Raw genomic sequence first — 25,520 nt, forward strand, 5'->3', positions numbered from 1 at the left:
TGCGCGACCGGCTCTGCGCTTAAGGACTGTCGCCGCAATTTGGAACGAACTAACCGTAGGGAATTACTCGAGACACGCCAAGGCTAAGCCCAGCTTGCTTTCGAGGTCTGTCTCGATACCGCCACGGGAACCAGCTTAGTATTCTCGTCCACTAGACTCACCTTCTCGAGGTCCGCCATACTAGGGTCAAAATAACCTGTATTCTTCGGGGCTTAAGGCAGAACCTGTTGTGCGCTGACAATGAACAAAGTTACGGATATCGCCCGTTCGGAGATCTTGTCTCGATCAGTCTCAATTGATCTCGAGGTAAATCCAGATAAGGCTCAGATCTTTGCGCTTGCAGCGGTCTCGTTAGACGTGAGCGGCCCAAAGGTTGTGGCAAGTGAAAACGTGTCCGAAGCACTTGCAAGCCTCGATACGTTCTGCAGGAACTTTGATCATATCATTGGACACAATATCCTTCGCCACGATCTACCCCATCTCGCCGCTGCATCGCCAAAATTCGCGGCTCTAGCTATGGCACCTATAGATACGCTTTGGCTGAACCCCCTCGCATTTCCGCGCAATCCTTACCATCACCTTGTAAAGCACTATCAGGATGGCCGGCTTCAAACAGGTCAAGTCAATGATCCCGAATTTGATGCGCGGCTCGTCTTCGATGTTCTGCGAAATCAGATTGATGCGTTTGCGGAGCTAAATCAGAAGTCTCCAGATGCGATAGTGGCGTACCACTATCTATGTTGCCAATTGCCAGGAAGCGACGGTTTCGACCACCTCTTTTCTACTGTCAGAGGCAAGAGTATGCCGAGGGCAGAGGACGCAAGAAGCTCGATCGAGCGCCTGCTAGACGGCGCCGCTTGCCTTCCAGCACTAGAAGCAACCCTAGATCGCTTGAGTGATGCAGGTCTTGGCTGGCCTATGGCCTATGCGCTGTCTTGGATCTCGGTTGCGGGTGGAGATTCAGTCATGCCACCTTGGGTGCGCGCACAGTTTCACGAGGCCGCTCGTATCGTTCGCAGTCTAAGAGACACCGATTGTGGTGACTCATCCTGCAAATATTGCCGCGTCAACAACGATCCAAAGCGCGCGCTCAAACGCTGGTTTGACTTCGATGCGTTTCGCCCAGAGCCAACAGATGAGGCAGGTCGCCCACTGCAAGAGGTCATCGTCGCGAGCGCAATGAGGAGAGAGAGCCTGCTTGGCATCTTGCCTACGGGTACCGGAAAGTCAGTCTGCTACCAGATTCCCGCACTCTCTCGGTTTGATAAAACCGGCGCTTTGACCGTGGTGATCTCGCCTTTGGTGGCCCTCATGGCCGACCAAGTGCAAGGTATGGCCCGCGCGGGTATTGCCTCGGCAGTCACCGTAAACGGAATGCTGTCGCTCCCTGAGCGTAGCGATGCCCTCGACAAAGTACGAATGGGCGACGCGGCAATTCTGATTATATCGCCTGAGCAGCTGCGGAGCGTCTCGGTGCGTTCCGTCCTGGCGCAACGTGAGATCGGGCTCTGGGTGCTCGACGAGGCTCACTGTGTCTCGAAGTGGGGTCATGATTTCCGACCAGACTATCGCTACATCGGCCGCTTCATAAAGGAGACCTCAGGCGATGAGATTGCACCTGTTCTCTGCCTCACTGCTACTGCTAAGCCTGACGTAGTTGAAGACATCTGCAATCATTTCAACGCGCGCTTGGGGCTTGAGCTCAAACGGATTGATGGTGGCGCCAGCAGATCGAACCTTAGCTTCGAAGTGTCTTCTACCCAACGCGCAACCAAACACGCGGATATTCTGGAGGCAATCGAAGCGCATCTGCCCGAGGGTGGAGCATCAGGCGCCGTCGTCTACTGCGCAACCCGTAGCAATGCGGAAAGAGTGGCCGAGTTCCTGCAAGCTCAAGGCCTGGCTGCTGACTATTATCACGCAAAACGTACAGCCGAAGAGAAAACGGAGATCCAAGAGGCATTTCGAGTTGGAGAGCTTCGCGTCATCGCAGCGACAAATGCCTTTGGAATGGGCATCGACAAGCCTGATGTACGACTAGTTGTGCACGGCGACGTGCCTGGATCACTCGAGAACTATCTTCAAGAGGCAGGACGAGCAGGCCGTGATCGGGCGCCTGCACGCTGTCTCCTATTATTCAGTGAGGAAGACGTAGACAGGCAATTCAGCCTTAGTGCGCGGTCGAGGCTGGCACGTCACGAAATTAGCGCAATCCTAAAAGCCGTGCGCCGGTTGGATAGTCGCACACGCAAAAACGGCGAAGTCGTCGCAACTTCCGGCGAGATCGTCAAAGAGGAGCGTGACTACGAGTTCCAACGAGACGATGCGACCGATGACACGCGCATCAAGACAGCGGTAGCCTGGTTGGAAGAAGCGAAATTGCTTCGACGCGAAGAAAACCGAGTACAGGTTTTTCCAGCCTCTCTCGCAGTTCGAGGTCTAGAAGAGGCAAAGGTAATACTTGAGAGCGCTGAAATATCTGATGCAAGGCGAGGAGAACTACTTAGGGTCGTTCGGCATATCATTAATGCCCCGAAGGAAGAGGGCATTTCGACCGATGAGTTGAGCGGAGCGAGCGGGTTGTCGGCGCCGGCGCTGCGTAAAGTTCTAACTGATCTTGAGACGCTGGGCATATCAACCGACGACACAAACATCACGATCTTCGTTCACGTTGGCGTGGAAGACCGGTCGAGTGTGCGCTTAGAAGCTTCATCCCATCTAGAGAAAGATTTGATAACGCTGCTCCGGGAGGAGGCACCTGACGCCGAAAATGGTGAACCTTCACCGTTTAACTTAGCGGCGATCTGCCAAGTTCTACGCGAGAATAGTCACGCTGCCGTACGTCCCGACATCGTCGCAGGTTTGCTCTACGGCATTGCGCAGGACGGTCGTGATATGGACGGCGGGCGCGGAAACATCCATGTTCGCCGAGCCTCACATGGGAGCCTCTTTGTCCGCCTGCAACGTTCCTGGAGCGTCGTCGAAAAAACCGCTGAGCTAAGACGACAAGCGGCTGCAAGACTTCTGGCGCATCTGGCCGAGAAGGTTCCGAAAGGCGTTCGCGGCAAGGATATTGCGGTGGAAACCACCTTGGGTGATCTCCTAGCTGGTATTAACGGCGATGCAATATTGCGCGCGTCTGTAAATGACACCAACAAACTTATGGACCGGGCACTTCTCTGGCTGCATGAGCAACATGTTGTGACTCTCGGCAAAGGTTTGTCGGTTTTCCGGCCCGCTATCACGCTGCACTTAAATCCAAAGGGCGGCCAGTTCACTGTCGATGACTTCACACCGCTAGATGAACACTACACCGAGCAAACAATCCAAACCCATGTGATGGCCACTTATGCGCAAAAGGGTTTGGAAAGCATGCAAGATGCGGAAAGGTTGGCACTCGACTACTTTGATCTCGATCGAGACCGCTTCATGCAACGCTGGATGCCAGGTCGCGGAACTGAATTCCGACGGCAAGCGACAGGCGAAACCTGGTCCCGCATCGTCGATGCGTTGGGCAATACCACGCAGGAGCAGATTGTTCGGGACAACCGCGAACAGACAAACGTTCTCGTTTTGGCAGGACCAGGCTCTGGCAAGACGCGCGTGCTCGTCCATCGCATCGCATACCTCGTAAAGATCAAGAGGGAAGATCCGAGGGGCATATTGGTTCTTGCCTACAATCGGCATGCAGTTGCGGAGATCCGGGAAAGGCTTCGTCAGCTCATTGGAGATGAGGCACGCTTTGTAGCCATTTCAACGATCCACTCTCTGGCAATGCGACTTGTCGGGGCCAGCTTCGCCGGTCGCGATAGTGCAGACCGTCATGACTTCGACACGCTCCTTCTCGATGCCGTAAATCTCGTTCGTGGCTATGGATTGGACAAGAATGCGGCAGAAGCTCTGCGCGAGACGTTGGTGCAGGGTTACCGCTGGCTGTTGGTCGATGAATATCAGGATGTAGGCCCAGAGGAGTATGCGCTCATTGCCGCCGTTGCTGGACGCAGTCTAGACGATCCGGACCTTAGAATAAGCCTATTTGCCGTAGGCGACGATGATCAGAACATATACTCGTTCTCCGGTGCATCGGTCCGTCACATTCGGCAATTCGAGGAAGACTACTCCGCGAGACCGGTCTACCTCACAGATAACTATCGTTCCTCGCAACATATCATCACGGCGGCAAATGCTGTGATCGAAGAATCCGGCGACCGAATGAAAGTGGATCATCCAATAATTATCGATGAAGCTCGCCGAAATAGCCCGGCTGGCGGTGTAATGTCTGACCTCGATCCAGTAGCTCAAGGCCGGGTGCAGATCCTGGAATGCCCGACCGGCAATGATGCGCAAGCCATGGCCGCGCTTGACGAATTGCAGCGGCTGTCTCGACTGGTTCCTGACTGGAATTGGTCGCGGACGGCGATTATCTCGCGGGATTGGCAAAAACTAGCACCAGTGCGTGATTATGCTGAGGCTTTGGGTATTCCAGTAGAAGTCGCCAATGAGCGGCTGCCTGGTATTTGGCGAATGCGCGAAATGCAGGACTTCGTCGCGGGGCTGCGCGACGTGCGAGGCGATCTCCTGAGGATTACTGACCTCACTGGACATCTTAACCGGATCCCGTCTTCGAGGTGGACAAACCGGATCGGTGAAGGTCTCGGGCTTCTCGCACGGGAAATCGACAACCGCGCACTTCCCGCGGAGGATATTATCGAATGGCTGGCAGAGTGGGCGGGCGAGGCGTGGGGTGAGCAGCGTGGCCTCAAGCTCGTGACCGCGCATAGTGCAAAGGGCCTAGAGTTCGATGATGTGGTTATTCTTGATGGAGGCTGGGAACGGCCGGGTAAGAATGAGGATCAAGACGCCCCCCGTCGCCTCTTTTACGTTGCAATGACACGTGCGAAACGAAATCTGATCGTAATGAGCAACGACAACCACGAGTATCTGCCAACGAGGTCTCCATCGATTATTAGCCGGATTGTCAAACCAAACACTGATGCATCTCCAAAGCCACGACGTTTCTTTCAGTCAGCCGAAGCGCGTATGGTCGACTTGTCGTTTGCTGGGCGACTTCAGGAGAACAACCCATCTCTAAAGGCGATTTCCGAAGCGCGTACAGGCGATCCGGTCACATTGAAGTTGCAGGAAAACTGTGTCTGGGCGCTCACCGATGCCGCAGGTCGCCTACTGGGGCGTATGGCAAAAAAGAACTACTCAGCTCCTGATGGCGCAACATTCGCCCATGGAGAAGTCGCGGCCATCATCCGGAGATATCGGGAAGACAACGAAGAGGTTTTCCAGCACCTCCTGAGGCGAGATGTCTGGGAAGTCGTCGTCCCCGAGCTGGTGTTTGAAGGAAAGCCGTGAGTTTCGGCGTCTAGCTCTCATGCGCCGTCCCCCTATACCGGTACTTCATGCGCCAGAGTTTCGACCCCGAACGGGTCACCAGAACATGCAGACCGTTGCCGTCGAACATCTTGTAGTCACGATCGCGAGGCTTTGCATTGCGGAGGGCGGTGTCTGTCAGGGGCATCGAGGTGGGAATCGAATTGGAGTTTGCGCCAATGTGATTTTCATTTTATCCCCTGTGATACCCCCAGTTTCGTCGGCTGCCCCCGGATTCCGCTGTTCAACCTTGGACTGTAATTGCAGCAAAATCACGGCGTTACCGGCCATATCGGACACCACTGGAATTCTCTGGAAGAGGTGATGGTGCCCGGGGGCGGAATCGAACCACCGACACGAGGATTTTCAATCCACTGCTCTACCCCTGAGCTACCCGGGCACGGGGCGGCGGACCGCCTCAGGGTGGATGCGTTCTAGTAGGTCGCCGAACTGGTGTCCAGAGGCGCAAATGCAAAAAATCGCGTTTGGTTTCGAACCCTAGTGTGGGCGTTCGCGGGATGGCGTGTCGTGCGGACTGTCTTCGCTGAATGCGTCCTCGTCGGTCACCGGAATTGCGTAACTTCCGGTCATCCATCGACCAAGATCCACGTCTGCACATCGCTTCGAGCAAAATGGCCGGTAGCGCGCCACAGGGGCTTTCTTGCAGATCGGGCAGGTCATGGCAGATCCTGTGCGCTGAGGGGGAGGCGATCGCGTTTGCGCTGCAACTCGAAATGGCCCATCGGGGTCCACCCGACAAGGCTCGTTTCGACAGAATCGGCCCGCAACGCAGCGCGCAGCACCTGTTCGAGTTGCTTACGGTCTTTCTTGGGCATCGGCGCAAAGTCGATGACGATCTGTCCGCCAAGTCCCTTGAGCCGCAGCAACCGGGGCAAGGCGCGGGCCGCCGAAATGTTGGCTTTCAGACCGGCGGCCGGAGAGGTATCGGCGCCGGTATTGACATCGACCGCGACCAGCGCCCGGGTCGGTTCGACAAAGAGCCGTGCCCCGCTGGCGAGAGGCGACCCCGCCCCGCGCAACCCGTCCAGCGCCTCCAGAATACCGTGATCGGCGAAACCGCCGGCCTCCGTGATGATCTGGTCCGGCGTGGGGTCGCCCCAGTCACGCCAGGCAAGATGATGCGGGTCAGGCGCGTCCAGGAGCAGTGCGGGGGCGCCGTGGGAGCCATCCTGCACGACAGCATCGGCAAGGGCGATCTGATCACGCAGATCTTCGCCAACCTCGTCCACATCGGCTTCGGCCGCAGCAGACCGAACGATCACACCATATCCCAACCCGCCAAGCATTTCTTCGGCGAGCGTTTTCAGATCGTGGCGCACCGCCTCGTCCGTCAGTGACTTCGCGACGTTCACACCGGGCGCGCCGGGTGTGATGATGCAATAGCGGCTCTTGAAGAGAACGCGCGCCGTCACGGGAATGGCCTTGCCGGGTTCTGCCACCCCTGTCACCTGCACCAGCAGCGGTTTGCCTGGAACCGGGGGTTTGCCGCCCCCCCGCAGAAAACCATTGAACCCATCGAGCTTCACGATCCCGCCGCCCTGGCCTTTCATTGGCCGGTCTGCGACCGCACGAAAAATCGCCCCCGGCAGCGGTGGCGCGGACTCGGGAGGCTCAATCGCCACATCCTGAAGCACGCCATCCACCAGCAACGCCGCGGCCGGTCGCTCCCCCAGATGGTCGAGGACAATCACGCGGCCTTTCATCGGGCAGGCTCCAATATACCATAGCTGCGCAACAGGGCGCTTGTCTCGGCCAGCGGGAGCCCGACGACGCCGGTGAACGAGCCGCTGAGCCACGGAATGAACGCTCCGGCTGCGCCTTGGATGGCATAACCGCCTGCTTTGCCTTCCCATTCACCACTGGCGACGTAAGTGGCAATCTGATCGGCACTCAGATGGGTCATGCGCAAGGCGGTCGTAACCTGTCGTTCTGACATGCGGTCCGCACTGCGCACCGCGAGGGCTGTGATGACCTTGTGACGGCGCCCGGACATCAGGCGCAGGAAGCCGGCCGCCTCCTCCGCGCCAGCCGGTTTGCCAAGAATACGCAGACCAACGCAAACGGTTGTGTCAGCAGTCAACAGCACCTCACCATCCGCCAGCGACAGCGCTTCGGATTTCTCGCGGGCCAACCGTGTCACGTAGGACAAAGGCCGTTCGCCCGGGCGTGGGTCTTCGTCGATATCCGCCGCGCGAATGTCATCGGGGATTACACCGATCTGCGCCAGCAGGTCACGCCTGCGGGGTGAGCCCGAGCCGAGGATCAGCCGGGGTCGGTCCGCCATCGGAAACGGCGCTTACTTGAAGCGGTAGTTGATCCGACCCTTGGTCAGATCATAGGGGGTCATCTCGACCTGTACCTTGTCGCCGGCCAGAACCCGGATGCGGTTCTTGCGCATCTTGCCTGCCGTATGTGCGATGATCTCATGGCCGTTTTCCAGCTCGACCCGAAACGTCGCATTCGGCAGGAGTTCCTTCACGACGCCTGGAAATTCGAGCAGTTCTTCCTTGGCCATGGTGTCTCCATCATTGTTTCGCTTGCCAAACTGCAAGCGCGCCTTCATATGCGCGCAGTTCGCCCGGTTTTCAAGGTTAAGTTTTAAGCGCGCCCCCCAAACGACAGGTCCGTTTACCTGCCCGGACCCGGTGGGCCGAAGCGGGACATGATCTCGCTGTAGATCTGATCGCGGGTCTGGCGATAGGCGATCAGCTTGGCATCACGAGCCTTGCCAATGCCGACAGGGTTCATGATCGGCCAGTACTCCACCTCCAGATGGAAGACGCGCGTAAGTTCCAATGCCTGCCGCTGGGAGGCTGGCGAAAGGGCAACGATCAGGTCGAAGGAGCTCAGATCATCCCCCCATTCCTGCATCTCTTCGAAGGTGCGCGACCGGTGGCGTTCAAGTTCCACGCCGATCTCGGCGCAGACCGCTACGGCAAACCCGTCAATGTCCAGATCACTTTTGACCCCGGCGGACTGGACGTAAGCGCGTTGCCCGTAGAACCGTTTCATCATCCCTTCGGCCATGGGCGAGCGGATCGCGTTATGATCGCAGCAGAACAGAACCGAAGAGGGAAAGGGCAACGCCTCAGCCCCCGTGATGCAGGACACAGATCAGGGTGAAGAGACGTCGCGCAGTGTCGATGTCGACCTCTGCCTTGCCGTCGAGCCGCTCTTCCAACACCCGGGCACCTTCATTGTGGATGCCGCGTCGGGCCATGTCGATGGCCTCGATCTGAGCGGGGGGCAAGCGTTTGACCGCCTCGAAGTAGTTCTCGCAAATCTGCCAATAGTCCTTGACGATTTGCCTGAACGGGCTGAGCGACAGGTGAAACTCCCCCAACGGGTCGCCATTTTCGGACCCTATATCGAAGACCAGCCGGCGGTCTCGGATTGCCAGTTGCAGCCGATACGGCCCCGGCGGCACCTCTCGGCCTTCGCGGGTCGGAAGACGAAAGGTGTTGTCCTCGAGCAGGTCGAAGATCGCAACCTTGCGCTCCTGCTCGATGGCAGGGGTCGGCGGCGGCAGCGCGCTGTCATCAATGGAAATGTCGATAAGGCTGCTCATGCGGCACCCTCCTGGTTCAGTTTGTCCAGCCGGGCGCGCACGGACAGGCCGTGCGCCTCAAGGCTTTCTGAAATCGCAAGTTGCTCGGCCGCCGGACCTATTGCGGCAAGGCTCTCAGGCGTCATCCGCGCCAGCGTCGTGCGCTTGACGAAATCCATCACCGACAGCCCCGACGAGAACCGCGCCGAACGCGCCGTGGGAAGAACGTGGTTCGGACCACCGACGTAGTCGCCAATGGCCTCCGGTGTCCAGGCACCGAGAAAGATCGCCCCCGCATGGGTGATCTGATCCGACAAGGCTTCGGGATCGGCCACACATAACTCCAGGTGTTCCGGCGCGATGCGGTTCGACAGTTCAGCGGCCTTATCCAGGTCGGCCACAGTGATCACCGCTCCGAAATCGCGCCAGCTCGGACCCGCGATCGCGCGTCGTTCCAGCGTTTCCAGCCGCGCCTCCACGGCGGACGCCACCGCGCGCCCGAAGGCGGCGTCATCCGTGATCAGGATGGATTGCGCGCTTTCATCGTGCTCTGCCTGGCTCAGCAGGTCTATGGCAATCCAGTCCGGGTCGTTATCGGCGTCCGCAATGACCAGGATTTCCGACGGACCCGCGATCATGTCGATACCGACCTTGCCGAACACCCGGCGCTTCGCGGCGGCGACGAACGCGTTGCCCGGCCCGGTGATCTTGTCCACCGGGGCAATGGTTTCGGTACCGTAAGCCATGGCCGCCACTGCTTGTGCGCCGCCAATCCGGTAGACGGTATCCACGCCGGACAGGCGCGCCGCCAACAGGACCAACGGGTTGACGATACCGTCTGGGGTGGGTGCGCAGATCACCAGCCGCTCGACCCCTGCCACCTGCGCCGGAATCGCGTTCATGAGCACCGATGAAGGATAGCTTGCCAACCCGCCGGGCACGTACAACCCGGCCGCCGACACCGGCGTCCAGCGCCAGCCCAGTTCCGCTCCGGTCGGGTCGGTCCAGCGGGCATCCTCGGGCAACTGATGTGCGTGATAGGCGCGGATCCGATCCGCAGCCAGTTCCAGCGCCGCGCGGTCCGCTGCGGGAACCTTCGCGATTTCCGCCGCCATCTCCGCGGGAGTAAAGGCAAGGGTTTCGGGGGTCAGATCGAGCCGGTCGAACTTCGCCGTCAGGTCAAGCACAGCCGCGTCGCCGCGGGCGCGCACATCGGCGATGATACCTGCCACAACGGCATCCACGTCGGGGCTGTCCTCGCGCTTCATCGACAACAGGCGCGTGAACTCGGCCTCGAAGTTGGCCTCGCTGGCATTGAGATACATGGGCATGGGCCAGTGCTCCTTCTTGAGGATGCTACATAGCGGCGCCGCCCAACACCCTCAAGCGCGTGTCACTCGTGGGTGGGCACTTTGCGCGACGGGGCCAGATAGGGGCGGGTCACATCCTGCAGGGTGACGTTCAGACACTCGACATCCAGTCCGATCGCCCCGTCGCCTGCCAATGTTATCTCGACGCGGCCCGTGCCGTCCTCAACCGGGTCGAACGTGATCGCCAGCACCGACAGAACCGTGTCTGCATCGCGGCTGATCCCGGCGGTCTGCACCTTCGAAACGTCGTCGATGGCCAGAACCGATTGCACCCGTTCCAGCGGGCGGCCGCGCTGCGTGGCGCGGTCCTTGTCTTCCCAGCGAAACCGGTTCAGCAGCATGCCAAAGCGCCGCTGACTGGCTTTCCATGTCATCTCGGATCCCGGCAGCACCGCGTCCTGCAGCAACGCCGAGATGACTTGCAAGTCGTCTGTATCTTCGGCCTTCAACCGCAGCGGGCGTTCAGCGCCATCCTCGAAACTGGCATCTTCGCTCATGACGCTTTCACCCGTTCGATCTGAGCTCCGCAGGCGCCCAGCTTTTCTTCGACCCGCTCGTACCCGCGGTCGAGGTGATAGACGCGGCTGACCACTGTCTCGCCCTCTGCCGCAAGCCCGGCAAGGATCAGCGATACGGAGGCCCGCAGATCGGTCGCCATGACCGGCGCGCCTTTCAGTCGGTCCACGCCGGTGACGGTTGCGGTGCCGCCATGCACATCAATCGCAGCCCCCATGCGCATCAGTTCCGGGGCGTGCATGAAGCGGTTTTCAAAGATTTTCTCTTCCAGCACACTTTTGCCCTCCGCCGTGCAGAGCAGCGCCATCATCTGCGCCTGCAGGTCGGTGGGAAAGCCGGGGAAGGGTTCTGTCACCACATCCACGGCGCGCACCCGTCCGTTCTTGCGTGCGACCCGCAAGCCGCCAGGTTCCTCGGTCACCGAAATCCCGGCCTGATCGAGCTTTTCGGCAAAGGCGCCGACCAGATCCATCCGCCCGCCTTCCAGCAATACCTCTCCGCCCGTGATCGCCGGAGCCAGCATATAGGTCCCAAGCTCGATCCGGTCGGTCACCACAGGGTGCGTTGCGCCATGCAAGCGGTCCACGCCCTGAACGGTGATTTCGGAGGTGCCTTCCCCCTCGATCTGTGCGCCCATCGCCCGCAGACACCGTGCCAGATCGACGATCTCGGGCTCGCGCGCGGCGTTCTTGATCACGCTGGTACCCTTGGCCAGCGTCGCCGCCATCAAAACGTTCTCCGTGGCCCCGACCGACACGAACGGAAACTCGACCACTGCGCCCTTCAGCCCGCCGGGGGCCTTGGCATGCACGTATCCTTCGCGCAGATCCAACTCCGCCCCCAGCGCCTCCAGCGCTTTGAGATGCAGGTCAACCGGCCGCGCCCCGATCGCGCAACCGCCTGGCAACGAGACGACCGCATGCCCGTCGCGCGCCAGCATCGGCCCCAGCACAAGGATCGAGGCGCGCATCTTGCGCACGATGTCATACTCGGCGGTGTGGTTGTTGAGATCGTGGCTCGACATGGCCAGGACCTTGCCGTCCTGAAGGCTGCTCACCTCCGCCCCGAGAGATGCCAGGAGCTCCGTCATCGTCGCGATGTCGCTCAGACGCGGCGCATTGGTCAGGGTCAGCGGCTCTTCGCTCAGCAAGGTTGCCGGCATCAGGGCGAGGCACGCGTTCTTCGCCCCGGCAATCGGGATCGCCCCCGACAAGGGTGCGCCGCCCCGTACGATTATCTGATCCATCTGCCCTTGCCCCTAGTCTGTCGCGGTGCTGGTTTTGTCCTGCGCGCCGCCTGCATCCGCCTTGCGTGCCCGTGCCTGAGCCTTGCGACGGCCCATATTCGCCTTGAGCGCCGCCTTCAACCGCGCCTCGCGCGCGGCTTTGGGTGTAAGCTCGGCTGTCCCGTCGCTGCCCTTTGGATTTCTTGCCATGCGGTTGTCTTACCCCAGCGCGGAAAAAGCGTCCAGATTGCGCTTGCGTCACGCCGCGATTGCGTCTAATCAGCCGCCCACATTGGCGCGCGAACCTGCGCCCCGGATGCTGTGGTAGCTCAGTGGTAGAGCACACCCTTGGTAAGGGTGAGGTCGAGAGTTCAATCCTCTCTCACAGCACCACCTCCCCCATCGACCTTTCATTTTGCGAGCGATGAACTGCTGCCGACCCCGTATCGGATGATCCCTCGCCGACGGGATGCCTGTCGCTGTAACGCGGCACAATATGGTTAACATAACTTGAAAAAGGCGGCAGAAACTGCCAAACCACGTTGGGTGGATAGGTATTGATTATGGTCGCTTTTCAGAGACTGAAGACAACATTGGCATATGCGCGGCTTGGCTTGATTTCGCTGACCGCAACGATCGCGCCGATTACCGGCACTGCGCAAGAGCTTTGCGGGACCGACCTTTTTGAAGGCGAGCCGGACGCAGACATCCTGATGAACCTGACGGTGGAGTTTCTCGATGTCCTTGAAAGCAACGGGGTTGTCGCGTTTCAGGGTAGCGATGGGCGCGTGTCGATCGATGCCGCGCGTCAGGCACTTCAGGACGGCGTCGGAAGTGCGAACCTGTTGGCCTGCGTGGTGAACTCTGACGCGATCGAATTTGCGGGAGGCGCGCAAAACCAGGTCATCGGGTGCGGGACCGGCGGGCAACCATCCTTGTTGCAGGCGGGCAGCCCAAGGATCGGAACCGCCACAGGGCAGCTTTTCTGCACGCAGGAGGTTGTGGCCAGATCGCAGTTTTTCGGGTCGGAGTCCTGACGTCCGCCCCGAGTTGGAAAACACTTCATGATCTCGGCAATCGTCCCATTCCGTAACTGGTCACTGGAAAGGCTTGAGGTGTGCATCGGCTCGCTGCGCGACCTGCCTGCGATTTCTGAAATCATTCTCGTGGATTTCGGATCCTCCGAACCGCTGGCTCCGGTACCCGGGTGCCGCGTTGTGCGGGTTGAAGCCGACAGATGGTGCCTGTCTGAGGCCAACAATATCGGCATCGCGGAAGCGACAAACGACGTCATCCTCAAAATCGACGCCGATGTGCGATTGCTGGTCCCAGACGACACACTCCGGCAACTCGCCCAAACCGTCGCTGACGGCGATGTGGCCTTCTACGTCCTTCAGGCGACCGACTTTCAGTTCCAAAACGGACGTCCAAGCCGCAAACGGCTGCGTGCGAATTGGGGCGAAGGATGTTGCAACCTGTTCAGCCGTGCCGACGTGATTGAAATCGGTGGGTTCGATACCCGATTTTTCGACTATGGCGGCGAGGACAACGACCTGTGCCAGCGCTTGCGACGCTATGGCAAGCGGGTAGAGATCTATCTGTCCGACAAGGTGATGCACGAACGCCATCCACCTTCCGAACCGCAAGCCTCGGGCCGGTTCACTGACAGCCACAAGAAGACGCTTCTGGCAGACTGTTCAATCTTTCGTCCGCAACCGTTTCGCTACTCCGATTATCTGGACGAGGGCGTTTTTGGACCTGCGATCACCGTAGCCATCGCGACCATCGATCGCCCCAACAGGGCGGAACACCTGGCCTATTGCCTGAACGGGCTGGCACAGCAGACCTTCAAGAGTTTTGAGGTGCTGATCTGCGAGAACGGGTCGCCCAAGGCAGCGCGCCTGAAGGAAGCGGCGCTGCGCAAATCCTTTCCCACACTCGATATCCATCTGCACGAGCTCGATGATCCGTCGATCCCCAAAGCGCGTAACCTGATCACCGACCGCGCACGCGGCTTCTACATCGCGATCCATGATGACGACGATTTCTCCGTACCGACCCGCTTTGAGGAGCAGATGGCCTGCATGGCGGCAGAGGACGGCGCGCATGGTTGCCACTCCAGCTGGGTCGAGTTCGACGAGGAGTCCGGGCGCCTGACCTCCTTTCTCGGGCAGGCGCGCGACATAAACCAACTGCTGCGCCGCCGTGGGAAAGTGACCTTGCACAGCTCCGGCTTTTACCGCCTAGATGTGCTCGGACGCGTACGCTACGACGAAACGATGACACTCGGTTCTGATTACGACCTCAACATCCGGATGCTTTTGGCAGGGTACGAAATCCCGCATACCGGAAAGTTTCACTGTTTGCGCCGCTGTCACGATTCCAGTGTTTCCAAGCATGGGGTCATTACGCAAAGGGAAGTCTCGGACCGCACCAACGGGGCCTACAAGTACTTTCTCGGGGAACCGTTTTTGGCAGCGGTTCGGGCCGAAGCCGAGGAAGGGTTGTGGGTCACGGGCTTTCCGACAATGCGGGAAATGCTGGCCTTCCTACCCACCGGGTTCGGCGCGTTTCATATCGACCTCGACCTGGAGGCCGCCTTGATCCTTGGTTGCGATCCGATTTTTGGCGCCACGGGGGAAGGCAGACACTGCACGGTGGAAGGGCTCGATTTCCTGCCCGCTTCACAGGGGTATGGCAACAACACCAGGCTCGTCATGCGGGCGCGCCAGGCTTTGACCGCTGGAGAAACGCTGGAAAAACTGCCCGCGTTTTCCGGCCTGCCGGGTGTCAGCGTGGTGTCTGCATCCGAGTTGGAGGCCCATTCAAGTCTGCAAAGCCTCGACGGGCTTCGGGTGGAACGGGGCCAACGGCGTGTGATCTCGCGCTGCTACGCGGATATGACAGAAGCCTTGAGCGCGCTGCCCGCCTCCGTGCTGTCCTTCGGACTGGAGGAGATCGAGTTTTTTGCCGTGAACCATCCCGAGCCTGGGGTTCATGTCCTGCTGGGCGCATTCGAAACCGTGGCAGACCTTAACTATGCTCTGGGCGTGGCGAACGCTGGCACGGTCGGAGATTTCTTTGCCGTAACCAACAAGGGCAAGCGCGGAGGGTTCAATGGAACTTAGCTTCGACTATGCGCCCGACCGGCAATTCTACGTTGTCCGCTTCACGGCGGGCAGCTACGAAAGCGTTCCGATCATTCGCGAGATGCGGTTCTGGGGGGTTGACCGCGCGCCATGCCCACGCCTGAGCACCATGGCCGCGCTTCTGGCGCTGAAACACCACCCGATGGCGACGGTGACTTTAAAAGACGCGGCGGTGAACCCGCCCGTGTGCACGGCGCTCTCCCAATACTTCGACGTTGAAATCCATCCGGACCGATATGACGTCAACCGCAGGGATCTGGCCGGCGGGGAAAAGATCGTCGCCCCCGCGCGCTTCAGTCAGGCGGGAAAACAGAACTTCGTCGAGGGGTCCGAGGCCCTGACATGGATAAGTCTGGAAGACCTGCGTGGACCATTCGGTGGACATGTCAGAACCAACTTGGATGCTTTCGATCTGACCGAAGACGAAAAGAACCTGATCATCGCCCTGTGCTGTGCCGGCAGGGATGTCGGTCATATCGTGATGGACAAGGCGCGGCCCGAGCTTGCCGAGGTTCTTCACCGGATCGGACTGGAACTGGTCGATCTCTCGGACGCGGCCTGACGCGGCAGACGGCTTCCCGCGGCCCGAGCTACCTTTCCAATCGACCGCGCAACTTTGCAATGACGCTGTTCCGCAACCGATCTTCAGCGCTGGGTTGCGGCGCTCGCGCAGGTCGCGATGCCGCGGTGGAACTGCCTGCGAGATAGATTTCCAGCGTCCCGGGTTCAGGGTTCACCCCGGAGCGCGTGAAGTCCCGCGCAATTCCTCCGATCTTGGTGGCGAGCAGACTAGCGGCCGCCGCCGTCGAGGCATCGTAGTACCGAACGTGGTTCTGGGAGATCCGGTAGCCAACCCGCCGGATCGCCACAACCGGAAGCCCGTAGCTTTCCACCACGGTCTGGGTGGTCTCGATCGCGTCGTCTACAACCGTGCCCGCTGCGAAGATAGCCATCGCCATGCTGGTTGCGCCAGGAATGGCCGGAGCCGGTGGGCTCAGGCCAGCCGCAGGCAAGGCCCCGGCAGCGGGTGCCACGCCAAGCGCATCGGGCTGTACGAACGTGGTGAACGCATCATCCAGTGCCGCCACGGCAACATCCGGGCCCGTCTCTCGAGGGCCCGCAAATGTCCCGATAGACAGCGACGCCAGAAGCTCGGGCCTGGTCGGAGTGGCGGTGAAAAGCCCCGCAACACCTGCACGCGGGGCAAAGACGGGCAACGGGCTTGGATCGGCCCGCAACCGCTCAAGACTTGGACGCGTCGCGACCGAAGTACGACCGCTGAGTGCGGCATCGGCACCCGCAGGGGCAAACGAGGTCAAGATCGGAGCGGTATCCTGCAAGCGCGGCGTTGCCGCTATGCCGATCGGCGGCGTCTGTAGCACCGCCCTCGTTGCAGGCTCTCCGACATCCGGCAGGGTATCGGCCTGTGGCGCGTTCGGGAACGGGATGTTCAGAGCTGCAAGCGCAATCCCCGCTTCCTCTACCGCTCGGGGGATAGACGGCGCGGTCGGCTGAGAGAAGGACGCCAAGGGCACAATCTCCGCCGTGAGGTTGTCCAGCACCGAAGGCCCCCTTTCAGGCACCTGCACGGGGTCCGCAGTCGCTACAGCACGGGTAAATTCTGCCGGTGGCGCGGCAGCGGTATCGCGCACCTGTGTCAAAGGCATAGTCTGAGTGCTGGCCACGTCGTCGCGCAAGGACAACTGATCCGGCACCAACATCACACCGACGCCAACGCCGATCCCGGCGCAGAACCCGAGGCTGATTTGAACCAAGCGTTTCCACGGCGCGCGGGTTTCGTTGGCAGCTCGGACCTTGGGGCTGACCGATGCGCTGGTGGCCCCGAACCGCATCTTCTCTGCCATCTCGACGCTTCGAATGCTGGGTTCTCCGAATGGCTTCGTCTTGATCGGCGTGCCTTCCTCCGCACGCGCGCGCAAAACCGCCTCTCGCTGAGCGCGCGCTTTCTCAAGGCGCTCTTCCCAGTTCGTTTCAGCACGAATTCTCTGTTCTTCGGACGAAATGCTTTCCACTCGTCAAACCTCCAACACTGGAGCTTCCTAATTTTCGGTGAGTCTCGAGTCGACCCTAAAAACCAAAGCATTGCATGGGCAGGCACGGCAACGCAATCACAGGTCTGCGATATGAACCGGTCCAGCCGTTCATGGCGAGGCTTCCTTGCGCGGCGCACGCTACAACGTGCTTTCCGCTGTCAAACCGGACCTGCGGGTCAAAAGATGCAACTCCACTATTGTGGGATGCGTGTTGCGGCGGCAGTGTGCGAGGCAGGTTCGCCTCGCTCACGAACGGAGAAGATCTGAATGGTTACCCTACTGACGCGTCACATCGCCGTGTGGGCCTGCTTGGCCACCCTCGGCTCCACGGCACTCGCGCAGGACCCTCCGGCCCCCAAGGTGACCGTCGCGGCGGCGTATACCGAAGAGTTGATCGACGAGGTGCTGTTCATCGGTCGCGGAGAGGCTGTCGACAAGGCCGACCTTGTCGCGCGGGTCAGCGGGTTCGTCGACGAAGTCCTGGTCAAGGACGGCCAATTTGTTCAGCGCGGCGATGTGCTGTTCCGGATCGAGCCGGACATTTACGAAGCAACCCTTGCCGCCCGCGAAGCTGACCTCGGACAGGCAAACGCGAACCTCGATCTCGCAGAACTCGAGCTTGTTCGCAAGGAAGAGTTGCTGGAACGGGATGTGGGCACCGAAGCGGAACGGGATATCGCGTTTGCCAACAACCAGGTCGCGCAAGCACAGGTCAAAATAGCGGAATCCGCAGTACGCATGGCTCAGCTCGATGTCGATTATACCGAAGTTCTGGCCCCCTTTACCGGGCGTATTGGCCGCGTCGGTGTCAGCGTCGGGGAACTCGTGGGCCCCACAACGGAACCGCTGGTCAACATTGTGCGCGTGTCGCCGATCTATGTAGAGTTTTCTCTGACGGAGCGTCAATTCGTGAACGTCCTCGAACAGACCGGCGCAACGCAGAACGAACTTGTCGGCAGCGCAACGACCCCGGATGTCTACGTGATCCTGCCCAACGGAGACGAACTGCCTGAAAAAGGCCGCGTGGTGTTCGTCGACAACCGTGTGGACCCAACGACGGCGACAATCACTGTGCGTGCCGAGTTTCCGAACGAACGCGAACTGATCATCGACGGATCATTTGTCACTGTTCGCATCGAAGAGACAGAACCGACCGAAGCGCTCTTGATCCCGCAGGCAGCTGTGCAGCGGGACCAGCGTGGGGATTTCGTGCTGGTCGTGGGCCAACAGCAAACGGTTGAACAACGTTACATCACCAGCGGACGGCAGGTTGAAACCGCAGTGGTGGTCGAAGATGGCCTGCGCGAAGGGGAAACCGTGATTGTGGAGGGTCTGCAACGCGTCCGCCCGGGCGTACCGGTCGATTCCGTACTCGCCGGCACCCCGGTCGAGGAGTAGGGTCGCGTGTTTTCCTCGATCTTCATCGCCCGCCCGAAAACATCATTCGTCATCTCGATCGTCCTGACGATCATGGGTCTTATAGGTTTCACCGTTCTGCCGGTGGAACAGTTCCCGGATATCACACCGCCTGTCGTCAACGTCAGCGCGACCTACACCGGCGCAAACTCGGAGACGGTTGAAAACACGGTCGCGGCCCCGATCGAGACGCAGGTGAACGGCGTCGACGACATGATCTACATGTCCTCTGACAGCACCGACACCGGGTCCTACAGCCTGTCTGTGACCTTCGAGATCGGAACCGATCCCGACATCGCGTCGGTCAACGTGCAAAACAGGGTTGCACAGGCCACAGCGTCCTTGCCTACGGAGGTGACATCGTCGGGCGTCGTCACGCAGAAATCGTCCACCAACATGCTGATGATCATCACGCTGTCATCGCCAAACGGGACCTATGACGAGGTTTTCCTGTCCAACTACGCATCGATCAACCTCAAGGATGCCCTCGCCCGCGTGCAGGGAGTTGGTCAGGCTGATGTGATGACCAACTTCGAATATTCCATGCGGATGTGGATGGACCCGGATCGCATGGCTGGTCTGGGCTTGACCCCCGCTGACCTGATCGACGCGATCCGCGAACAGAACCTTGAGGTTTCGGCGGGTCAGATCGGCACGCCCCCCATTCCGACCGGGCAGCAGTTCCAGTATACGATCAAGTCGCAAGGTCGCCTGACCACCGTCAACGAGTTCGAGAACATCGTTCTTCGCACCGGGGACGCGGGCAGCATTGTGCGGATCAGGGACGTTGCGCGGGTCGAGCTGGGGTCCAGCAACTACAGCGCTTCGGGCAGGTTTTCCGGCAACGCCGCCACGGTTCTGGCGATCTATCAGGCGCCTGGCGCGAACGCACTGGCGGTGGCCGAGCGCGTAAACGCCGAGCTCGAACGACTCTCGCGCGCGTTTCCAGATGACGTGACATACGACATCCCGTTCGACTCCACGCTGTTTGTCGAACAATCGCTTCGAGATGTGATCACGACACTGGCACAGACGTTCGTGCTGGTTATCGGGGTCGTGTTCATTTTCCTCGGAAGCGTCCGGGCAACGGTGATCCCGGCGATCGCAATCCCCGTTTCATTGATCGGGACATTCGCGTTTCTTCTGCTCTTTGGGATGTCGCTCAACACGATTTCTCTGTTTGCGCTGGTTCTGGCGATCGGGATCGTGGTGGATGATGCAATCGTTGTCGTCGAAAACGTGGAACGGATCATCGCCGAAGAAGGGCTCAGTCCCGCCGAAGCGACGCGCAAGGCCATGGGGCAGATCACGGGACCGGTGATTGCAACGACGCTGGTCCTTCTGGCGGTTTTCGTACCCGTGACCTTCATGCCCGGCATCAGCGGGCGACTTTACTCGCAATTCGCTGTCACGATTTCCACGGCTGTGGTGATTTCATCCATCAACGCACTGACCCTGTCTCCAGCGCTATGCTCGCTGATCCTCAAGCCGCGCTCCGGGCCGCCAAAGGGTATTCTTGCGGGGTTCGAAAAGGGCATCGACGGTGTTCGATCTGGGTATGTCGGGATCGTGCGGCAACTCGTTCGGGTTCCTCTGATCGCGGTTGCCATCCTCGGCGCCGTGATCATGGGGTCCGGTACGTTGCTGAGCACGACCCCGGCGGGGTTCATTCCGCTTGAGGATAACGGCTATCTCTTTGCAGATGTCCAACTGCCCGATGCAGCGTCTCTGGAGCGGACGGAGGCCGTGACCGACCGGGTCAATGCGCAGATCCTCGCCATACCCGGCGTTGCCTCCACCGTCGTGGTCAACGGCTTCAGCCTGCTCAACGGCAGCGGGTCCAATGGCGCGATGATCGTTGCGAACCTGACACCCTGGGACGAGCGCACGACCGAAGACTTGAGCGCCAACGGCGTGCTGCGCAACATCTTGATGATCGGCAATCAGGAAGCCGCAGCGAGTGTGATCGCGTTCAACCCGCCTCCGATCTCAGGCCTGGGAATGAGCGCCGGGGTCGAAATGAAGGTTCAGCAAAGCGGTGGAGGAAACGCCCAGGATCTTGCAGCAGCGGTCGGATCTCTGGTGTACGCAGCCAATCAACGGCCGGAGATGGCGCAGGTCTATTCAACCTTCCGCGCAAATGTGCCCAAGGTCTTTGTCGACTTGGACCGGGAGAAGGCAAAGTCGCTGGATGTCCCGATCTCGGACGTGTTCCTGACCCTGCAATCGTACATGGGGTCGTACTACGTGAATGACTTCAACCTGTTTGGCCGTGTGTACCGCGTCATGATTCAGGCGGATGGCGAGTTCCGCGACACGGTCGATGATCTAAACGCGCTTTACGTGCGATCCCGGCAGGGCGAGATGGTGCCACTCGGCACTTTGATCAGTGTACGCAATGAACTCGGCCCGGTGGCGCTGAACCGCTACAACATGTTCCGCTCCGCCACCGTAACCGCCGTTCCGGCCGAGGGGTTGTCCACCGGTGATGCCATCCGGGTTCTGGAGGAAGAGGCGGCAAACGCCCTCCCCCCGGGATATGCTTATGAATGGACCGGCACTGCCCAACAGCAACAGGCCGCTGGCGGGCTGGTGTTCGTGATCCTCGCGATGGCGGTGATCTTTGGCTACCTCTTCCTTGTCGCGCAATACGAGAGTTGGACAATGCCGTTCGGCATCCTGCTATCAGTCACAGTCGCCTTGTTCGGCGCGATTGCGGCCGTGGCCGTGACCGGTGGGGACGTGAACCTTTACACCCAGATCGGGATGATCATGCTGATCGGGCTGGCCTCAAAGAACGCCATCCTCATTGTCGAATTCGCGATGGAACGGCGTGCGAGCGGGCTCAGCATCCGGGAGGCCGCTATGGAGGCGGCAAGCCAACGCTTCCGCGCGGTGATGATGACAGCGTTGTCGTTCCTTCTGGGGGTTATTCCGCTGGTCTTGGCCAGCGGTGCAGGTGCCGCCAGCCAGCAAGCCATCGGCATCGCAGTCTTTGGCGGGATGCTCGCCGCGACGGTGCTCGGGGTGATCATCGTCCCGGTGCTCTATGTCCTGCTGCAACAGGCACGCGAATGGATGAAAGGCAAGCCCAAGACCGAGACCCCACAAGTCTGATCGAGACGCACGCGTTTGGCGAGGGCCTTGCCCCCTCGCCCGCTGCTTGGTCGGCAGATGCGCCCTATTCGGGCTGCCACTCCGCTCGGGTCATTGCGATGAAGCTGTCACCCACGCCATCCACAAGATTGCGGTCGAGCACATCGCGCAGGGTTTGAGTGCGCGCAATCGCACGCCATCCCGGGGCCGAAAATGTCGAGGGCTTGAACACGTGCTTGGACAACAACGGGTTGGTCAGCGCCTGACTGAACGCATCGAGGGCGACAAAGGACAGAACGAGCGCGGGGAGCGGACTGTTCGGCACACGGTCCTGACAAAACAGGCCGACGAAAAAGTCGACGTCGCGCGGACTATCGTAGAATTCGGACAGCTTCTGCGCCACATCCGGGTCGGACGAGATCGCGGAAAATGACACCGGACGCCGCTGCCCCAAGTAGTCACAATAATCCGAGAAACTCGCGAGTTGACAGAAGTGATCCTGGAGAATCGACGCAACCTCGATATGCAACAAGTCGGGATGCGTGTTGCGCGGACCGATTTCTGCCGCCTGTGTCGCGCTGATATCGACAAAGCTTTGCAGCATCCCGGCGTCCAGAAGCAGTTGATTGTTCATGAAAGTCGTTGGCACCGGACGCGCCGTCCCGCCCCATTTGATCGCATCCGGGATCAGCGCGTGCCAACGGTAGAGAAGACTGAATTCCGTCGTGATCCAGTTGGGCTTGTTCCAAGGCGCCGTCCAGGCCCCCGACGGGTCGGCGCGCAAGTTGAAGGGCATCGGCGAGATGTGGTTGATGTATTCCTCGACCACGATCTTGATGAACATGACGATCACGCAGTTGCGGGCCGTCTCGAACACGCGATCATCATCCCAGTCGGGATTGTCGGCCTCGATCTCTGCTGCCAGACGGTTGTGTTCCCGTAGAAACAGCGTGTTCAGCATCGCGACCTGTGGCACGGAATTCGCCCTGTCTCCGCCGAACGCAAAAAGCTTGGCGCGGCGCGCGTCGTCCAGGTCGCTGCTGCCCAGCGGCGGGTCCAGTATCTCGAATTGCGGGTCGACAATGCCATCCTTGTAGAGGAACGGGGCATAGTCCCCGTCCTTCCCCGGTTGGGTCTTGAGGCGCCCCTTTTTGCCCGCAGTGTCTGACCGCAACCGAAGTGCGTTGGTCTGCGCCTCCGTACGGCCGTAAAGCGGGCAGAGGTCGATCTCATGGTTAGACGTGTTGCGGCGCAAGCGAGTGCTCTGGCTTTCGCCCTCAAGCGTCAGGTCCTCTGTCTCCGTACGAATGAACCCGTCCGTCAGGTATTGCGCAAAAGCCGGGAAAAGACAGGTCGATTTCGGGCACATGCGCTGCGTGCCGGCACGCCTTTCGAACAGGACCTTCAGCTTGTCCGGATCGGGACGTTTCTCAGGGGTCCGCGGTGGCAGGTGACGACCGCTCCAACGGCGGTCGGTCAGGCCCGGCCAACACACATAGTCGCGTTCCGTACTGAGTGGATGCGGGCGGCTTCTCGCGCGCCGGACAATGCGATCGATGGCAAAACGGTTCACCCACGCGGCCAGCGGTTCGATCGCGGAAATGACAGAAAACAGCACTTTCTGAACAGAGTAAGGCAAACTGAACATGACAAAGAACTCCCCAAGGCATCAATGAATGCGCCAGTCTTCCTCATCCCGGTGTTAGTTTCCAGTTATTCGAGCGTTTGCGGCCTGCGTTAAAAGTAAGAACGCCGCGCCCCGGCTTTGGGACGCGGCATCGTGAACTCACGCAAAACACGCGCGAGGTTTACCAGCTGTTATAGGCCAAGTACTTGCCGGACATCTCGATCTTGACCCGGTCACCCTTGGGGTTCGGGACCTTGGTGATCTGCATATCGAAGTCGATGGCCGACATGATGCCGGTGCCGAATTTCTCTTCGATCAGGGCCTTGATGGTGGGGCCGTAGACGCCAACGATTTCATAGAGGCGGTAGATACACGGGTCCGTTGGCACGGCCTGTTCCCAAACCTTTGTCGGACTTTCCTCCAACACGCTCGCCGCTTCTTGCGGCAGTCCGAGAACCGTGCAGAGCGTCTTGGCGTTTTCCAAAGGCAGGGCGTTCATGCCCATCGCGGCGGAATGCGTGTAAACAGGGGACATATCGATCTTTTCAGCGATCTCTTCCCAGCTCATGCCGGAAGTCTTCTTGGCCGAAAGGATCATCATTGTGACGTCCTCTTTTGTCATCATGGCGGGTACCTCGAACGTGTCCTTCATGGGGTCCTCCTCAGTCATTGAATTAGAGGCCGAGCGCGCTCAGACCTGGGTGATCGTCGGGCCGCGGACCGTGCGGCCAGTGAAACAAACGCTGGTCTTCTGAAATCGCGACATCGTTGATCGACGCATGGCGCACGGCCATGTAGCCGTGCGCGTCGAACTCCCAGTTTTCGTTGCCATGGGCCCGAAACCAGTTGCCGTCCGTATCGTGGTACTCGTAGCAGAACCGCACAGCGATGCGGTTCTCCGCATGGGCCCAGATTTCCTTGATCAAACGGTAGCCATTCTCGGTTGCCCACTTGCGGGTGAGAAAGGCCTCGACCTCTGCCCGGCCATTCAGGAACTCGGAGCGATTGCGCCATTTTGTGTCGGGCGTGTAGGCCAACGCGACCTTTTTCGGGTCGCGTGTGTTCCAGGCATTTTCCGCCATACGCACCTTCTGTACGGCCTCGTCATAGGAAAAAGGTGGCACCGGAGGACGTGGTGCGATTGCGGCCTCCGGCGCCAGAGTTGCCTCAGAGGTCATTGGTTCACCGCCCGCAATGTCGGAGCGTCGGGCTTGATCCGCGCAGGCTCGGGGTCCGGAACAGACGCTGCGGCCGGACGAGATGCTTTCTGGCCGGGACGCACGGTTTCAGGCTTGTTGTCGTCAGCACCTGTCGGCGCACCGGACAGCTCCTTGGATCTTTCACCAAGGAAGTGCACGAGATGGTTGCGGATGGCATAATAATTCGGGTCATCGATGACTTCTGTCCGTGACCGCGGACGTGGAAGATTGATCTCGACCGACTCCGCGACCCGTGCATAGGGGCCGTTGGACATCAGCAGAATTCGATCCGCGAGGAAAATAGCCTCGTCGATATCATGGGTGATCATGAAAACGGTCTGCTCGGTCCCGCTCCAGATCTTGACCAGTTCGTCCTGAATGGTGCCGCGCGTCAGCGCGTCCAACGCACCGAAAGGCTCGTCCAACAGCAACAACTTGGGGTGATTGGCAAACGCCCGCGCAATGGATACCCGCTGCCGCATCCCGCCCGAAAGCTGCGCAGGCTTTCGATGGATTGCTTCTCCCTCCAGCCCCACCATCGCAAGGTAGTCTCGGGCGTGTGCCTCGACTTTGTCTTTCGACCAGTCAGGGTAGCGCGCCTTCACACCGAAAATGACGTTCTTGAGGGCGCTGAGCCATGGCAGAAGGGAATAGTTCTGAAACACGACGCCCCGGTCCAAAGACGGACCGGACACCGCAAACCCGTCCATCTTGACGACCCCGGAGCTTGGCTCCGCAAGCCCTGCGAGGATGTTCATGATCGTGGATTTGCCGCACCCAGAGTGGCCCAGGATACAGACAAACTCCCCCTTTTCGATCCCGAAGGTGGCATTCTCGAACACGGTCAATGTGCCGCCACTTCCATCGGGAAACTGTTGGGTCAGGCGTTCGACGCTGACATAGGGTTTAGACATGCGT

General features: G+C 59.9%; 22 protein-coding genes and 2 tRNA genes. 7 read left to right on the forward strand and 17 right to left on the reverse strand.

Annotated elements, in window-relative coordinates; all coding sequences use genetic code 11:
- Positions 1–240: 240 nt before the first annotated feature.
- A complete protein-coding gene (locus tag ACP15N_RS06965; RefSeq protein ID WP_425091496.1) occupies positions 241–5,364 on the forward strand; it encodes a RecQ family ATP-dependent DNA helicase in 5,124 nt (1,707 codons plus the stop codon).
- 10 nt (positions 5,365–5,374) lie between these two features.
- Here the strand turns inward: ACP15N_RS06965 and ACP15N_RS06970 are convergent, their stop codons facing one another.
- From ACP15N_RS06970 to ACP15N_RS07025, 12 genes are all read right to left on the reverse strand, one after another.
- Complete coding sequence (locus ACP15N_RS06970; RefSeq protein WP_425091498.1) at positions 5,375–5,530, reverse strand: integrase arm-type DNA-binding domain-containing protein; 156 nt, start codon at positions 5,528–5,530, stop codon at positions 5,375–5,377.
- Positions 5,531–5,707: 177 nt separating this feature from the next.
- Positions 5,708–5,782: transfer RNA gene (locus ACP15N_RS06975), tRNA-Phe, on the reverse strand.
- Positions 5,783–5,880: 98 nt separating this feature from the next.
- Entirely contained in the window at positions 5,881–6,063 is a 183-nt protein-coding gene (locus ACP15N_RS06980) for a DNA gyrase inhibitor YacG (RefSeq protein ID WP_425091499.1), read from the reverse strand.
- Entirely contained in the window at positions 6,060–7,106 is a 1,047-nt protein-coding gene (locus tag ACP15N_RS06985) for a ribonuclease E/G (protein WP_425091500.1), read from the reverse strand. Before ACP15N_RS06985 ends, ACP15N_RS06980 begins: the two co-directional genes overlap by 4 nt.
- Complete coding sequence (locus ACP15N_RS06990) at positions 7,103–7,687, reverse strand: Maf family protein (RefSeq protein ID WP_425091501.1); 585 nt, start codon at positions 7,685–7,687, stop codon at positions 7,103–7,105. Before ACP15N_RS06990 ends, ACP15N_RS06985 begins: the two co-directional genes overlap by 4 nt.
- 12 nt (positions 7,688–7,699) lie before the next feature.
- Entirely contained in the window at positions 7,700–7,918 is a 219-nt protein-coding gene (gene infA / locus ACP15N_RS06995) for a translation initiation factor IF-1 (protein WP_007205486.1), read from the reverse strand.
- Between the two features lie 113 nt (positions 7,919–8,031).
- A complete protein-coding gene (locus ACP15N_RS07000) occupies positions 8,032–8,487 on the reverse strand; it encodes a low molecular weight phosphatase family protein (protein WP_425091502.1) in 456 nt (151 codons plus the stop codon).
- A 4-nt stretch (positions 8,488–8,491) separates the two neighbouring features.
- Complete coding sequence (locus tag ACP15N_RS07005; protein ID WP_425091503.1) at positions 8,492–8,971, reverse strand: UPF0262 family protein; 480 nt, start codon at positions 8,969–8,971, stop codon at positions 8,492–8,494.
- The gene (gene hisD / locus ACP15N_RS07010) at positions 8,968–10,281 is read right to left on the reverse strand and encodes a histidinol dehydrogenase (RefSeq protein WP_425091504.1); all 1,314 of its coding nucleotides are present in this window, start codon (positions 10,279–10,281) and stop codon (positions 8,968–8,970) included. The genes ACP15N_RS07005 and hisD overlap by 4 nt, the downstream gene beginning before the upstream one ends.
- A 62-nt stretch (positions 10,282–10,343) precedes the next feature.
- Positions 10,344–10,817: a DUF2948 family protein gene (locus ACP15N_RS07015; protein WP_425091505.1), complete on the reverse strand. Its 474-nt coding sequence runs from the start codon at positions 10,815–10,817 to the stop codon at positions 10,344–10,346.
- Positions 10,814–12,082, reverse strand: a complete 1,269-nt coding sequence (gene murA / locus ACP15N_RS07020) for a UDP-N-acetylglucosamine 1-carboxyvinyltransferase (RefSeq protein WP_425091506.1) — start codon at positions 12,080–12,082, stop codon at positions 10,814–10,816. The genes ACP15N_RS07015 and murA overlap by 4 nt, the downstream gene beginning before the upstream one ends.
- A 12-nt stretch (positions 12,083–12,094) precedes the next feature.
- On the reverse strand, positions 12,095–12,271 hold the full coding sequence (locus ACP15N_RS07025; protein WP_425091507.1) for a hypothetical protein: 177 nt from the start codon (positions 12,269–12,271) through the stop codon (positions 12,095–12,097).
- Between the two features lie 108 nt (positions 12,272–12,379).
- Between ACP15N_RS07025 and ACP15N_RS07030 the strand changes: the two genes are divergently transcribed.
- The 4 genes from ACP15N_RS07030 to ACP15N_RS07045 all read left to right on the forward strand — a co-directional run bounded on the left by ACP15N_RS07030 (position 12,380) and on the right by ACP15N_RS07045 (position 15,772).
- Positions 12,380–12,454: transfer RNA gene (locus tag ACP15N_RS07030), tRNA-Thr, on the forward strand.
- A 170-nt stretch (positions 12,455–12,624) separates the two neighbouring features.
- Positions 12,625–13,098, forward strand: a complete 474-nt coding sequence (locus ACP15N_RS07035; protein WP_425091508.1) for a hypothetical protein — start codon at positions 12,625–12,627, stop codon at positions 13,096–13,098.
- A gap of 27 nt (positions 13,099–13,125) precedes the next feature.
- Entirely contained in the window at positions 13,126–15,189 is a 2,064-nt protein-coding gene (locus tag ACP15N_RS07040) for a glycosyltransferase family 2 protein (RefSeq protein ID WP_425091509.1), read from the forward strand.
- Positions 15,179–15,772 (forward strand): hypothetical protein, encoded by a 594-nt coding sequence (locus ACP15N_RS07045; protein WP_425091510.1) that lies wholly within the window; start codon positions 15,179–15,181, stop codon positions 15,770–15,772. The genes ACP15N_RS07040 and ACP15N_RS07045 overlap by 11 nt, the downstream gene beginning before the upstream one ends.
- Before the next feature lie 28 nt (positions 15,773–15,800).
- Here ACP15N_RS07045 and ACP15N_RS07050 read toward each other — a convergent pair whose 3' ends face one another.
- Positions 15,801–17,243: a hypothetical protein gene (locus ACP15N_RS07050; protein WP_425091511.1), complete on the reverse strand. Its 1,443-nt coding sequence runs from the start codon at positions 17,241–17,243 to the stop codon at positions 15,801–15,803.
- A 288-nt stretch (positions 17,244–17,531) separates the two neighbouring features.
- On the opposite strand from ACP15N_RS07050, the gene ACP15N_RS07055 reads away from it, so the two are divergent.
- Positions 17,532–18,662 (forward strand): efflux RND transporter periplasmic adaptor subunit, encoded by a 1,131-nt coding sequence (locus tag ACP15N_RS07055; RefSeq protein ID WP_425091512.1) that lies wholly within the window; start codon positions 17,532–17,534, stop codon positions 18,660–18,662.
- Between the two features lie 6 nt (positions 18,663–18,668).
- On the forward strand, positions 18,669–21,797 hold the full coding sequence (locus ACP15N_RS07060) for an efflux RND transporter permease subunit (protein ID WP_425091513.1): 3,129 nt from the start codon (positions 18,669–18,671) through the stop codon (positions 21,795–21,797).
- A gap of 64 nt (positions 21,798–21,861) precedes the next feature.
- Here ACP15N_RS07060 and ACP15N_RS07065 read toward each other — a convergent pair whose 3' ends face one another.
- The 4 genes from ACP15N_RS07065 to ACP15N_RS07080 form a co-directional block, all read right to left on the reverse strand.
- The gene (locus ACP15N_RS07065) at positions 21,862–23,424 is read right to left on the reverse strand and encodes a peroxidase family protein (protein ID WP_425091514.1); all 1,563 of its coding nucleotides are present in this window, start codon (positions 23,422–23,424) and stop codon (positions 21,862–21,864) included.
- A gap of 160 nt (positions 23,425–23,584) precedes the next feature.
- Positions 23,585–24,055 carry a cyanase gene (cynS, locus tag ACP15N_RS07070; protein ID WP_425091515.1) on the reverse strand — a complete coding sequence of 157 codons (471 nt, stop codon included), beginning with the start codon at positions 24,053–24,055 and terminating at the stop codon, positions 23,585–23,587.
- 22 nt (positions 24,056–24,077) lie between these two features.
- Positions 24,078–24,581: a DUF1348 family protein gene (locus tag ACP15N_RS07075; RefSeq protein WP_425091516.1), complete on the reverse strand. Its 504-nt coding sequence runs from the start codon at positions 24,579–24,581 to the stop codon at positions 24,078–24,080.
- Positions 24,578–25,516, reverse strand: a complete 939-nt coding sequence (locus ACP15N_RS07080) for an ABC transporter ATP-binding protein (RefSeq protein ID WP_425091517.1) — start codon at positions 25,514–25,516, stop codon at positions 24,578–24,580. The genes ACP15N_RS07075 and ACP15N_RS07080 overlap by 4 nt, the downstream gene beginning before the upstream one ends.
- Positions 25,517–25,520: the final 4 nt, after the last annotated feature.

The sequence above is a fragment of the Tropicimonas sp. S265A genome (assembly GCF_049800835.1).
GTDB lineage: Bacteria > Pseudomonadota > Alphaproteobacteria > Rhodobacterales > Rhodobacteraceae > Dinoroseobacter.